The sequence below is a fragment of the Microbacterium sp. ACRRU genome, from assembly GCF_022346945.1.
Lineage (GTDB): Bacteria > Actinomycetota > Actinomycetes > Actinomycetales > Microbacteriaceae > Microbacterium > Microbacterium mcarthurae.
The window spans coordinates 239,563-251,558 of the sequence record NZ_JAKRNI010000002.1; the positions used below are offsets into that span (position 1 = coordinate 239,563).

Below are 11,996 nucleotides of genomic sequence, written 5' to 3' on the forward strand. Positions count from 1 at the left end.
GCCGGACGGGAAGGCGGAGGGGCCGGAACGAACGCTCCGGCCCCTCCGTGGTAGGGATTACTTCGCTTCGTGCTGGGCGCGGACCATCTCCACGACCTCGTCGTACTTCGGCGAGTTCATGAAGTTGTCCACCGACACGTGGATCGCGTCGGGGGTCTGCGCCTTGGCGCGGTCGGTGAGCTGGTTCTGCGTGATCACCAGGTCGGATGCCGCCGGGTCGAGGTTGGCGATGGCCTTGTTGACCACCGTGACGTTCTCGATGCCCGCCTTCTTGATCTTGTTGCGCAGGACGCTCGCCCCCATGGCCGACGACCCCATGCCCGCGTCGCACGCGAACACGATGTTGTGGATCGGCTTGTCGGCGGTCGAGACACCTGCGACCTGGTCGGCCGCCGCGGCGGTCGACGCCTGGGCGCCCGCGGTGGGAGCGGTGGCAGCGCCGGCGCCGGCGGCCAGGCCGGACAGGGCCGACGAGCTCTTGCCCTTGTTCAGTTCGGTACGGGCGATGGCCGCGGCCAGCGAGTCACCGCTCTCGGCTTCGCGCTCCAGGTCACGCTTGCGCGAGGCCAGCAGCAGGAGAGCGGTCACCAGGAACGTGACACCCGCCGACAGCACCACCGAGAGGACGACACCGAGGTAGCTGCCCGGAGCGGTGTTGATGAGCACGGCGAAGATCGAGCCGGGCGAGGCCGGGGCGACAAGGCCGGACTGGAAGATGACGTTCGTCAGCACGCCCGTGGCACCACCGGCGATGAGGCCGAGGATGAGCATGGGCTTGGCCAGCACGTACGGGAAGTACACCTCGTGGATGCCACCGAGGAACTGGATGATGAACGCACCGGGGGCGGTGGCGCGGGCGGCGCCGACGCCGAACACGGCGATCGCCAGCAGCAGGCCGGCACCGGGGCCGGGGTTCGCCTCGACGAGGAAGAGGAGGCTGCGGCCGGTGTCGACGACCTGCTGGGTTCCCAGCGGGGTGAAGACACCGTGGTTGATGGCGTTGTTGAGGAACAGCACCTTGGCCGGTTCGACGATGATGCTCGCCAGCGGGAGAAGTCCGGTCTGGACGAGCCAGCCGACCGCGTTGCCGAGCACCTCGGTCACGAAACGCATGACCGGTGCGAGGAAGAAGAACGCCGCCAGAGCCGAGAAGAAGGCCACGAAACCAGCGGAGAAGTTGTCGACCAGCATCTCGAAGCCGGGCTTGATCTTGCCCTGCCACGGCTTCTCGACGAGCTTGAGGATCAGGGCCGCAAGCGGACCGGCGATCATCGCGCCGAGGAACATGATGGTGCCGTTCGCGCCGACGATCACACCCATCGCGGCGACAGCGCCGACGACGCCACCGCGGTGGCCGTGGACGATTCGACCGCCGGTGAAGGCGATGAGGATCGGGAGCAGGTAGGTGATGATCGGTCCGACCAGACCGGGGAACTCGGTCCCGTCGGGGCCGGTGCCGCCACCGAGGATGTACGAATCGGCCCAGCGCCAGCCCTCGACCGGCGACTCGGAACCGAGCCAGCCGGTGGGGATGAACAGAGCCGTGATGAGGCCCCACGCGATGAAGGCCGCGATGTTGGGCATGACCATGCCCGAGAGGAACGTGCCGAACCGCTGGATGCGGACGCGCACACCTCCCTGCTGCGTGGTCGTCGACGTCGTCGTCATTGCTGTGTCTCCTTGTTGTGGGAATGCGACCGGAGTCGCGGGGATGGGGCGCGGCTCAGGCCGCGGGGGTGGTGGAGGCGGCCTTCGCTGCCTCCCGGGCGGAGGCCGCGTCGTCGGCGGCCAGGGCTGCCTCGGCGATGCGGCGGGCATCGTCGAGAGTGTGGGCGAGAAGTGTGGCGCGCACGTCCGCGAGGGCCGTGGGGGCCATCGACAGCGTGGTCGCCCCGAGGCCGACGAGCACCACGGCCAGCAGCGGGTCGGCGGCGGCCTCCCCGCAGATCCCGACGGGCTTGCCGTTGGCGCGGCCGGCGGCGCCGACCTCGCGGATCAGGCGCAGGACGGCCGGATGCCAGGGGTCCTGGAACGATGCGACCGAGCCGAGCAGCCGGTCGGCGGCCAGGGTGTACTGCGTCAGGTCGTTCGTCCCGATCGAGGCGAAGTCGGCGATCTGGAGGATGCGGTCGGCGAGCAGGGCGGAGGAGGGAACCTCCACCATCACGCCGGTGGTCTTCAGGCCGTACTCCTTCGCCAGCGCGGTGAAGTAGCGGGTCTCCTCCACGGTCGACACCATCGGCGCCATGACCCACAGGTCGGCGGGCCCGGCCTCGGTCTTGCGTGTGGCGGCATCCGCTTCCGCGAGGGCGGTCAGCTGCTCGCGCAGGATGTCCTCGCTCGCGCGCAGCGCACGCAGCCCCCGGAGACCCAGCGCGGGGTTCTCCTCGTGCGCGTCGTTGAGGAACGGCAGCGGCTTGTCGGCGCCGGCGTCGAGGACACGCACGACGACCTTCTTCCCCGGGAAGGCGCTGAGCAGCTCGACGTAGGTGGCGCGCTGCTCCTCGACCGTGGGGGCGGAGCTGGAGCTCAGGAACAGGAACTCGGTGCGGAACAGTCCGACACCCTCGGCTCCGAGCTCCACCGCCTCCGCGGCGCCGCCGGGCTTGCCGAGGTTCGCCAGCAGCGGCACCTTCGTGCCGTCGGCGAGGGCTCCGTCGGTGATGGGGGCCGACGCGGCGGCGGCGCGCGCATCGGCGCGGTTCTTGGCGCGCGCGAGATCATCGTCGCTCGGGTCGACCGTGACGACGCCGGCGGCGGCATCCACGATCACCGTCTGCCCGTCGACCAGATCCTTCGCGCCGCTGGCGCCGACGACGGCGACGATCGACTTCTCGCGCGCGAGGATCGCGGTGTGCGACGTCGGGCCGCCCTCGGTGGTCACGAGCGCGAGCACCTTGTCGAGGTCGAGCAGCGCGGTGTCGGCGGGGGCGAGGTCCTTCGCGACGAGTACGAACGGGTGGCCGGGATCCGGGATGCCGGGGGCAGCGACGCCCCGGAGGCGCGCGATGACGCGCTGAGCGACGTCGTCCAGATCGGCGGCGCGCTCGCCGAGGTATCCGCCGAGGGCGATGAGCTGTTCGCGGAACGAGGCGAAGGCATCGTGGACGGCGAACTCGCCGTTCTTGCCGGCCGCCAGTCGCGCGTCGACCTCGGCTTCGAGGGTGGGGTCTTCGGCGATCATCGCCTGCGCTTCGAGCACGTCGCGCGCCGCGCCGCCCGCCTCGGCACCCCGGGCCTCCAGCTCGCGGGCGACGTGGGCCACGGCCTCGCGTACGCGCGCCGTCTCCTCCTCGACCGACAGCTCGCTGGGGGCGTCCTTCGGCGCGGGCAGGGGTTCCGCCATGCGTGCGATGGGGCCCTGGGCCACACCGAGTCCGATACCGACTCCGCGAAGTTCCGTCATGATTCTGGTGTTTCCTTTACTCGGCGTCGTGGTCGGTGGTCAGCAGCTCGGCGAGACGCTCGAGAGTGGCCTCGGCGGCGTCACCGTCGGCGGTCAGGGTGACGTAGTCGCCCTGCTCGAGCCCGAGAGCGATGATCCCCAGAATGCTCGCCGCGTTCACCGGCGTTCCGGCGTCCTTGGCGATCGTCACCGGGATGCCGGCCTCCTTCGCCGCCTGCGCGAAGAGCTTCGCGGGACGGGCGTGCAGGCCGTGCGACGATCCGATCCGGATCGTCCGGGTGAGCTGGGGCATGGGGTGTTCCTTTCCGGCGGCGGGTCAGACGGTGTCCGCGGATTCCCGCGCGCCCATCGCCTCTTCCACGAGAGCGAGCGTGCGGATACCGGTCAGGTCGGTGAAGACGTCCTCGGGGAGCAGCAGCACACGCACCCCCTCAATCGCGGCATCCTGCTGTATCCGCTCGAGCTCGGGACCGAGGTGCGGGCCGACGAGGACGATGTCGGTCGCGGTGAGGTCGATCGGGAGTGACCGCACGGTCCCCGCCGAGGCGGAGTAGGGGAGGCCGCGATCGTGGGCGGCGCGTTGAATGCGCTGTGCGACGAACGTGCTCGACGCACCCGCGCCGCACACCACGAGGATCCTCATCGACCCGCCTCCTTTCCCTCGATTCTCGGTACACCGTTCACAGCGGACAACCAGGTTCGTTTCCCACCCCCCGGAACGTGGATGCCGCGCTCCCGCGCCGCGGGCGACACCGCGTGGTTGGATGGAGGGAGCGCTGCCATCCGGGGGCGATGCGGAGGACGGATCGTGACGACGAAAGCGCGCCAAGACCGCCTGCTGACCCTGTTGCTGCGAGACGCGGAGTGGTCGACGGCGGCGTCGCTGGCCGACGCGCTGGGCGTGACGCCGCGCAGCATCCGCTCGTACGTCACGGCCGTGAACGCCCGGGTGCCCGGGGGAGCGGCGATCGAGTCCGGACCGCTGGGGTATCGGGCCGGTGCCGACGCGGCGGTGGCGCTGCGCTCCGGTTCGACTCCGGACAGCGGGACGCCGCGGGACCGGCTCCACACGCTCGTGCGGCGACTGCTCGACTCCGCGGACGGCATCGACGTGTTCGAGACCGCCGATTCGCTGCACGTCAGCGCCGCCACGCTCGAAGCCGACCTCGCTCGCGTGCGCGGGCTCCTCGGCGGAACCGAGCTGACCCTCGAGCGCTCGGCATCCACCGCCCGACTGCGCGGGACGGAGGTCGCTCAGCGGCGGCTGCTGTCCAAGCTCGCGCACGACGAAATGGATGCCGGGATGTTCGACCTCGACGCGCTGCGGCGCACGCTCGGGGAGCGTTCCGTGGGGGCGCGCGCGTTCGGGCCCTTCAAGGCGGAGCTGGTCGCCGGTCTCGGCGCGCTCGGGTACTTCGTCAACGAGATCGGCATCGGCGACGTCGTCATGCACATCGCGATCGCCGCCGACCGCGTCACGCGCGACCGCGGTCTCGGGGCGGCGGGAGGCGAGTCGTCCGAGGCCGCCGACGCGGTCGCGAACCTGCTCCACACCCTGACGCTGAAGCACATCGGCGTCCCGCTCGGCGCGGGTGACCTGCGGCACCTCGCCACCCTCGTCCTTACGCGCATCGTGGCCCCCGGCGCGCCCGCGGCCGACGACGTGCGCGCGCGCCTGGACCCGGCGGTCGAAGAGGCCGTGCGCACCGTCGTGGAGTCCGCGGCATCCCAGTTCCTCGTCGACATCGACCACGACGACTTCGTGCTCCGCCTCGCGCTGCACGTCCAGAACCTGCTGCACCGGTCGCGGGAGCAGGCGTGGTCGCGCAACCCGCTGACCCGTTCCCTGAAGTCGACGTATCCGATGATCTTCGAAGTCGCGGTGTACATCGCCAAGGGGCTGCAGGATGCCCTCGGCATCCCGATCCTCGACGACGAGATCGCCTACATCGCGATGCACGTCGGCGGGCGGCTCGAACGCAGCCGCCGCTCCGACCAGCTGCTCACGGCGACCATCGTGTGCCCCGGCTACTACGAGCTGCACGAGCTGCTGCGCTCGAGCGTGGACCGCTCGCTCGGGCAGGCCATCGAGGTTGTCGGTGTCGAGACGCGCATCGACCCGACGTGGGACTCGATCGACACCGACCTCGTCCTGACCACGATCGATCCGCCGCGCCCCGGCGACCGGTTCGTGCGCATCCAGCCGTTCCTTACCGACGCCGACGTCGAGCGCGTACAGGCCGCGGCATCCCGAGTACGCCGCGGGCGGCGTCTCGCGCGTCTGCGGGCCGAGCTCGAACGCTACTTCTCGCCCGACGCCTTCGTTCGCGGCCTGGATGCCGAGGGCGGCGAGGCCGGTGTCATCCGCCAGCTGGGGGGAATGCTGGTCGCCGAGGGGGTCATCGACGACGACTACGTCGCGCGCGCGGTCGAGCGGGAGGCGATCTCGTCCACGGCGTTCACCGATGCGCTCGCGGTGCCGCACGCGATGGGCATGACCGCGACGCAGACCCGCATCGCGATCGGCATCGCCGACCCCTCGATCGCGTGGGGCGAGGGGCGGGTGCAGGTGGTGGCACTCGTGGCGTTCTCGGAGACCGACCGCGAGGCGTTCCAGACCGTGTTCGAGCAGTTCGTCGAGGTGTTCAGCGAGCGCGACAGCGTGCAGCGGATCGTGCGCCGCGCGACCGACTTCCCGGCATTCCTCGACGAGCTGGTCGCGGTGATCGACGGCTGATCCCGCGCTGAGTGGCATCCCTCACGCGTGTCGGGCGCCCGGGGTGCAGCGCCGCGGCAGGCTCCGTCGGTCTGGGGCGCGGGGTGTGCAGTGGGGCGGTTCTTGTGCGCCCCGGTGCACGGATGGCGCCCCGGCGCGTGGGCTGGACGCATGGCGCCCCGGTGCGTGGGCTGGACGGATGCCGCCCCGGTGCACGGATGGCGCCCCGGCGCGTGGGCTGGACGCATGGCGCCCCGGTGCGTGGGCTGGACGGATGCCGCCCCGGTGCACGCATCGCGCCCCGGTGCGGACGTCATGCGGGCGTGATGCCGAAGGCGGAGAGGCGGCGCCCCAGCGTCGCAGCGTCGGTGAGGTGCTCCCACCCCCACCGCGCGAACCGCCGTTGCGTGGTACCTCGAATCCAATCTTCACGGCGCTTCTCTTCCTCGAGGACGCTCTGCGGATCCCTGCCCGCGCTCGCGGCGAGTCGTCGATACTTCACCATCCCGTCGAACTCACCCCACGCTCCGACGTCGTCGAGCCCGAAGTCGATCCAGTACGTGCTGCCGCGAGGGCCGGCGACGGGGACTTGCAGGGAGGGCGGGGCGAACCCCAGGTCCAGCAGCCGCAAACGGCTCACACTCTCGCCGGGGAGCTGCGCCCGCCCGTCCCCGAGTGTCAGCGCCCGTTCCGCCGCCCGGCGTCCACGGGTGGCTGATCGCGTCCAGTTCATCGCTTCCTCGCGGAACCGGTCGGCCTCGTCGAAGTCGTAGCCTCCCGGAGGGGTGAACGCGCGCTCCCGGAGGGCGGCATCCACGACGGTCACCGCCACATCGCGCGACTCCATCCGGGCGACATCGGCGACGGTCCGGACGAGGGGTGTGCATCGGAGGCCGTCGAGCTCTACGTAATGCGGGTCGCGCGCGAGGTCCCGATGACGTACGACGCCCCGTGCGCCGCTCGGCCGGGAGTCCGGGGAGAGCACGTGCAGCAGGCCGTCGTCGCGGAGGCAGGGAAGCCCCTGGATCGCAGCGGCGGTCATTCCGCAGAAGATCGGACGGTTCGCGCTCACCAGTACGAGCGCCCGTGCACGCAGAGCGATCCTCTGCTCGGGCAGGAGGCTCTCGACGTCCGCACCGCGGGCGTAGACACCCGGCCGGACGGGGCGGAGATACCCGTTCTCCACCTCGGAACGGATTCGGCGGGAGTGCCAGCCGTGTTCTGCGAGCTGCGAACGCCGGATCAGGGGGACGGTAGCGATGGTCATCGCCCCACTGTGTCCGGAACGTCCCCGCCCCGGGGGCCCATCCCCGCCCTCGTGTGGATGGCATCCCGATGTATCACCCCGGGGAGGAACGTCGGCTTTTCCGGCAGCGGGGCGGTCTTTGTGCAGTGGGGCGGCCGATGACCGCCCCACTGCACAAAACGCGCCCCAAGACCGAAGAGCGCGGCGCCCGCGTCAGCGCAGCGACACGAGCAGCGCCTCGGCGCCGGCACGCAGCGCGTCGAGGCGGCGGCGGGCCTTCTTCGCCGAAGAGCTGCGCACGTCGAGGTACAGCTTCAGCTTCGGCTCCGTGCCGCTCGGACGCACGATCAGGCGCGACCCGTCCGCGAGCCAGATGCGCAGCACATCGCCCGGGGGCAGGCCGTCCACGCCCTGGAGCAGGTCGTCGATCCGCTCGACCGCGACCTCGCCCACCGCCGACGGCGGCTGCGCGCGAAGGGATGCCATGATCGCGCCGATCTCGCTCAGGTCGGTCACGCGCACCGAGATCTGATCGCTCGCGAACGCGCCGAACGTGTCGCGGAACTCCTGCAGCAGATCGCTGACGGTGCGGCCCTCGGCGCGCGCCGCGGCGACGAGCCCGAGGAATGCCACGGCGGCGGAGATGCCGTCCTTGTCGCGCACGGTGTCGGGGTTGACGAGGTAGCCGAGGGCCTCCTCGAAGCCGTATACGAGTCCCGGTGCACGCGAGATCCACTTGAAGCCCGTGAGGGTCGCCCGGAAGTCGAGACCGTAATGCTCGGCGACGACTTGCAGCCCGGGCGACGACACGAGCGAGCAGGCGAGGGATCCTGTGGATGCCGAGCGGGCGGCGCGCCATCCCAGCAGCAGGCCGATCTCGTTGCCGGTCAGGCGGCGCCAGCCGCCCTCGGCTTCGGCATCCGGGATCGCGACCGCCAGGCGGTCGGCATCCGGGTCGTTGGCGATGACGAGCTCGGCGTCGACGGCGCGGGCCGTCTCGAATGCCAGATCCATCGCCCCGGGCTCCTCGGGGTTGGGGAACGCCACCGTCGGGAAGCGTCCGTCGGGGTGGATCTGCGCCTCGACGACGACCGGTTCCGGGTACCCGGCCTTCGCGAGCACGCGCGAAACCGTCTCCCAGCCGACGCCGTGCATCGCGGTGTACACCCAGCGCAGCCCCTCTGCGCCGGTGGGCGCCGGGGCCACGGCGGCGGTCGCGGCGATGTAGGCCTCGACGAGCGACTCCGGCGCGTTCTCATATCCGACCGAGCGGGGCAGGATCGTTACGTCGCCGTCATCGGCCACGCGCTGGATGTGCGCGGCGATCTCGGCATCGGCGGGCGAAACGATCTGCGCGCCGTCGTCCGCGCCGCCGAGGTAGACCTTGTAGCCGTTGTCGTCGGGCGGGTTGTGGCTGGCGGTGACCATGACGCCCGCGTCGGCGCCGAGGTGCCGCACCGCGAAGGCCAGCACCGGCGTGGGCAGCATCCGCGGCAGCAGGATCGCCCGCAGCCCCGCGCCGGCGAAGATCTCCACCGAGTCGCGGGCGAACACGTCGGAGTTGCGACGCCCGTCGTATCCGACGACGACGGTCGGGGTCGCGTCCCCGGCCCGCTCGGTCAGGTAGGCCGCGAAGCCCGCCGCCGCCTGCGCGACGAGCACCCGGTTCATCCGGTTCGGCCCGGCGCCGAGCGTGCCGCGCAATCCCGCGGTGCCGAAGGCGAGGCGGGTGGAGAAACGGTCCTCGAGGTCGGCGGCCGCCTCGGCATCCCCCTGTTCCACGCGAGACAGCAGCTCCGTCAGCTCCTCGCGCGTGGTGGCATCCGGATCCTGGGCGAGCCACGCGCGGCCCGCCGCGACGAAGGCGTTCACAGCGCGCCGATCACGCGAGCCAGCAGCGAAGAGATCACCGGCTCGGCCTCGCGCCCGGCCTCGAGGACCTCCTCGTGGCTGAGCGGTGTCTTCTGGATGCCGGCGGCCAGGTTCGTGATGAGCGAGAAGCCCAGGATCTCCATGCCCGCCTGCCGCGCGGCGATCGCCTCCAGCGCGGTCGACATCCCGACGATGTGGCCGCCGATGGTCTTGGCCATCTGCACTTCGGCGGGAGTCTCGTAGTGCGGACCGCGGAACTGCGTGTAGACGCCTTCGTCGAGTGTGGGGTCGATCGTCCGCGCCAGGTCGCGCAGGCGCTGCGAGTACAGGTCGGTGAGGTCGATGAACGTCGCTCCCTCGAGCGGGGAGTCGGCGGTGAGGTTGATGTGGTCGCTGATGAGGACGGGCTGGCCGGGCTTCCACGTCTCACGGATGCCGCCCGCGCCGTTGGTGAGGATCATCGTGGTCGCGCCCGTGGCGGCGGCGGTGCGGACGCTGTGGACGACACGGCGCACGCCGTGGCCCTCGTAGTAGTGGGTCCGCGCGCCGATGACGAGGACGTTCTTGCCGCCGGGGGTCCGGACACTGCGGAGCGTTCCGACGTGTCCCTCGAGCGCGGGCTTGCTGAAGCCGGTGACCTCGGTCGCGGGGAACGACGCGGTCTCCTCGCCGATGAGCTCGGCGGCGCGGCCCCAGCCGCTGCCGAGGGTGACCGCGATGTCGTGACGCTCGACGCCGGAGAGGCGTGCGATGTCGGCGGCCGCCGCCGCGGCGATCTCGAACGGGTCCGCCGCCGGATCGTCGAGCGGGTGAAGGTTGCTGTGTGCCATGGACCCACTCTAGAAAGCCGTGGCATCCGGGGCCAGGCGGCCGGGCCGCGCGTCGCACTAGGGAAGAATGGATGCCATGGTGCAGAGCTTCGAGCGCAAGCAGTCCGTCGCGATCGTCGGCGGTGGCCCCGGCGGCTACGAAGCGGCTCTGTCGGCCGCCCAGCTGGGTGCCGATGTGACCCTGGTCGAGCGGGCGGGGGTGGGCGGTTCCGCCGTCATCACCGACGTCGTGCCCTCGAAGACCCTCATCGCCACGGCCGACGCCGCGGTGGCCATCCGCAACGCCAGCGAGCTCGGGGTGCAGCTGTTCGCCAAGGACGACCGCGGCAAGCCTCTGACCCCCGAGGTGGCGATCAACCTCGCCGCCGTGAATCAGCGGTTGCTCTCCCTCGCGCGTCAGCAGTCCGACGACATGCGGTCGTCGCTGCTCGAGGCCGGCGTGCGCATCATCTCCGGCCACGGACGCCTCGACGGATCCGGTGCCGTCGTCGTCTCCACCGAGGCCGGCGGCACGGACTTCGACCGCATCGAGGCCGAGACGCTGGTCGTGTCGGTCGGCGCATCGCCGCGGGAGCTGCCCTCGGCCCGGCCGGACGGCGAACGCATCCTCACCTGGACGCAGCTGTACAACATGAAGTCGGTGCCGCAGCACCTCATCGTCGTCGGCTCGGGTGTCACGGGCGCGGAGTTCGCCTCCGCCTACATGAACCTCGGCGCCACCGTGACGCTCGTGTCCAGTCGCGACCAGGTGCTCCCGGGAGAGGACCAGGATGCCGCCGCGGTGCTCGAGCGCGTCTTCGAGCGCGGCGGCATGACACTGCTGGCGAAGGCACGCGCCGAGTCGGTGGTGAACACCGGTGACGGTGTCACGGTGACCCTCGCCGACGGCCGCACCATCGAGGGCAGCCACTGCCTCATGGCCGTCGGGTCCATTCCCAACACCGCGGGGATCGGCCTGGAGCAGGCCGGGGTGCAGATGACGCCGTCCGGTCACATCCGCGTCAACCGCGTCGCGCGCACGTCGGTGCCGAACATCTACGCCGCGGGCGATTGCACCAACTTCTTCCCGTTGGCATCCGTGGCATCCATGCAGGGTCGCCAGGCGGTGTTCCACGCGCTGGGCGACATCGTGATCCCGCTCGAGACGCGGCGCATCACCGCGAACATCTTCACCGCCCCCGAGATCGCGACGGTGGGCTTCAGCGAACAGGACGTCATCGACGGCCGAATCGCGGGCGTCGTGAAAAAGCTGCCGCTGTCGGCGAACCCGCGCGCGAAGATGCAGGGCATCACCGACGGCTTCGTGAAGATCATCGCGCGGCAGGGAAGCGGCACCGTCATGGGCGGTGTCATCGTCGCGCCGCGGGCGTCGGAGCTGATCTACCCGATCGCGATCGCGGTCGAGCGCCGCCTGACCGTCGACCAGGTCGCCCGCGTCTTCGCGGTCTACCCGTCGCTCACGTCGAGCATCACCGACGCCGCCCGGGCGATGCACATCGTCGATCGCGACGATCCCGGCGAGGACTGACCGGACGGATGCCGCGGCGTCCGTGCTTCACCCGCCGGGGCGTTGCACGTGCGCTTTCCGTGCGTGGTTGGTGTTGCGTGAGCGCTTGCCGTGCGTGGTCGGTGTTGCGTGAGCGCTTGCCGTGCGTGGTCGGTGTTGCGTGAGCGCTTGGCGTGCGTGGTTGGAGCTGCATAAACGCTTTTCGCGCGCATAAACGCGGTGTCCGCGCGTTTCTGCGCGCGGAATGCGTTTATGCGTGAACCCACCACCGGCCCGCGGCGCTCCGCCCCGCGGCGCCCCAGGCCCGCGGCACCCGCGCCCGGCCGCCGGCACACGCGCCCGCTCCGCTACCGGCCCGCGGCGCGCCCGGCCGCCGGCACACGCGCCCGCTCCGCCGCCGCCCCACGGCGCTCCCGGCC

At 71.2% G+C, this 11,996-nt stretch carries 9 protein-coding genes; 2 read left to right on the forward strand and 7 right to left on the reverse strand.

The features are described from left to right. Positions 1-57: 57 nt before the first annotated feature. The 4 genes from MHY30_RS02790 to MHY30_RS02805 are packed head-to-tail and all read right to left on the reverse strand — an operon-like array spanning position 58 to position 4,049. Positions 58-1,668: a PTS mannitol transporter subunit IICB gene (locus tag MHY30_RS02790; RefSeq protein ID WP_239274980.1), complete on the reverse strand. Its 1,611-nt coding sequence runs from the start codon at positions 1,666-1,668 to the stop codon at positions 58-60. A gap of 55 nt (positions 1,669-1,723) precedes the next feature. Further along, positions 1,724-3,406 carry a phosphoenolpyruvate--protein phosphotransferase gene (gene ptsP / locus MHY30_RS02795; protein WP_239274981.1) on the reverse strand — a complete coding sequence of 561 codons (1,683 nt, stop codon included), beginning with the start codon at positions 3,404-3,406 and terminating at the stop codon, positions 1,724-1,726. Between the two features lie 16 nt (positions 3,407-3,422). Then, complete coding sequence (locus tag MHY30_RS02800) at positions 3,423-3,698, reverse strand: HPr family phosphocarrier protein (protein ID WP_239274982.1); 276 nt, start codon at positions 3,696-3,698, stop codon at positions 3,423-3,425. Between the two features lie 24 nt (positions 3,699-3,722). Beyond that, a complete protein-coding gene (locus MHY30_RS02805; protein WP_239274983.1) occupies positions 3,723-4,049 on the reverse strand; it encodes a PTS sugar transporter subunit IIB in 327 nt (108 codons plus the stop codon). Positions 4,050-4,214: 165 nt separating this feature from the next. Between MHY30_RS02805 and MHY30_RS02810 the strand changes: the two genes are divergently transcribed. Then, positions 4,215-6,143, forward strand: a complete 1,929-nt coding sequence (locus tag MHY30_RS02810) for a transcription antiterminator (protein WP_239274984.1) — start codon at positions 4,215-4,217, stop codon at positions 6,141-6,143. A 292-nt stretch (positions 6,144-6,435) separates the two neighbouring features. On the opposite strand, the gene MHY30_RS02815 is transcribed toward MHY30_RS02810, so the two are convergent. The 3 genes from MHY30_RS02815 to MHY30_RS02825 all read right to left on the reverse strand — a co-directional run bounded on the left by MHY30_RS02815 (position 6,436) and on the right by MHY30_RS02825 (position 10,070). Next, the gene (locus MHY30_RS02815; protein WP_239274985.1) at positions 6,436-7,389 is read right to left on the reverse strand and encodes a type IV toxin-antitoxin system AbiEi family antitoxin domain-containing protein; all 954 of its coding nucleotides are present in this window, start codon (positions 7,387-7,389) and stop codon (positions 6,436-6,438) included. A gap of 192 nt (positions 7,390-7,581) precedes the next feature. Beyond that, positions 7,582-9,240 (reverse strand): phospho-sugar mutase, encoded by a 1,659-nt coding sequence (locus tag MHY30_RS02820; RefSeq protein ID WP_239274986.1) that lies wholly within the window; start codon positions 9,238-9,240, stop codon positions 7,582-7,584. Further along, positions 9,237-10,070 (reverse strand): purine-nucleoside phosphorylase, encoded by an 834-nt coding sequence (locus MHY30_RS02825; protein ID WP_239274987.1) that lies wholly within the window; start codon positions 10,068-10,070, stop codon positions 9,237-9,239. Before MHY30_RS02825 ends, MHY30_RS02820 begins: the two co-directional genes overlap by 4 nt. Before the next feature lie 67 nt (positions 10,071-10,137). Between MHY30_RS02825 and MHY30_RS02830 the strand changes: the two genes are divergently transcribed. Beyond that, on the forward strand, positions 10,138-11,598 hold the full coding sequence (locus tag MHY30_RS02830) for an NAD(P)H-quinone dehydrogenase (protein ID WP_239274988.1): 1,461 nt from the start codon (positions 10,138-10,140) through the stop codon (positions 11,596-11,598). Positions 11,599-11,996: the final 398 nt, after the last annotated feature.

What these genes read in the sequence shown, in the direction of transcription:
- MHY30_RS02800 (WP_239274982.1), bottom strand. Translation starts at nt 3,698, where the DNA reads ATGCCCCAGCTCACCCGGACGATCCGGATCGGATCGTCGCACGGCCTG.
- MHY30_RS02790 (WP_239274980.1), bottom strand. Translation starts at nt 1,668, where the DNA reads ATGACGACGACGTCGACGACCACGCAGCAGGGAGGTGTGCGCGTCCGC.
- MHY30_RS02805 (WP_239274983.1), bottom strand. Translation starts at nt 4,049, where the DNA reads ATGAGGATCCTCGTGGTGTGCGGCGCGGGTGCGTCGAGCACGTTCGTC.
- ptsP (WP_239274981.1), bottom strand. Translation starts at nt 3,406, where the DNA reads ATGACGGAACTTCGCGGAGTCGGTATCGGACTCGGTGTGGCCCAGGGC.
- MHY30_RS02830 (WP_239274988.1), top strand. Translation starts at nt 10,138, where the DNA reads ATGGATGCCATGGTGCAGAGCTTCGAGCGCAAGCAGTCCGTCGCGATC.
- MHY30_RS02815 (WP_239274985.1), bottom strand. Translation starts at nt 7,389, where the DNA reads ATGACCATCGCTACCGTCCCCCTGATCCGGCGTTCGCAGCTCGCAGAA.
- MHY30_RS02825 (WP_239274987.1), bottom strand. Translation starts at nt 10,070, where the DNA reads ATGGCACACAGCAACCTTCACCCGCTCGACGATCCGGCGGCGGACCCG.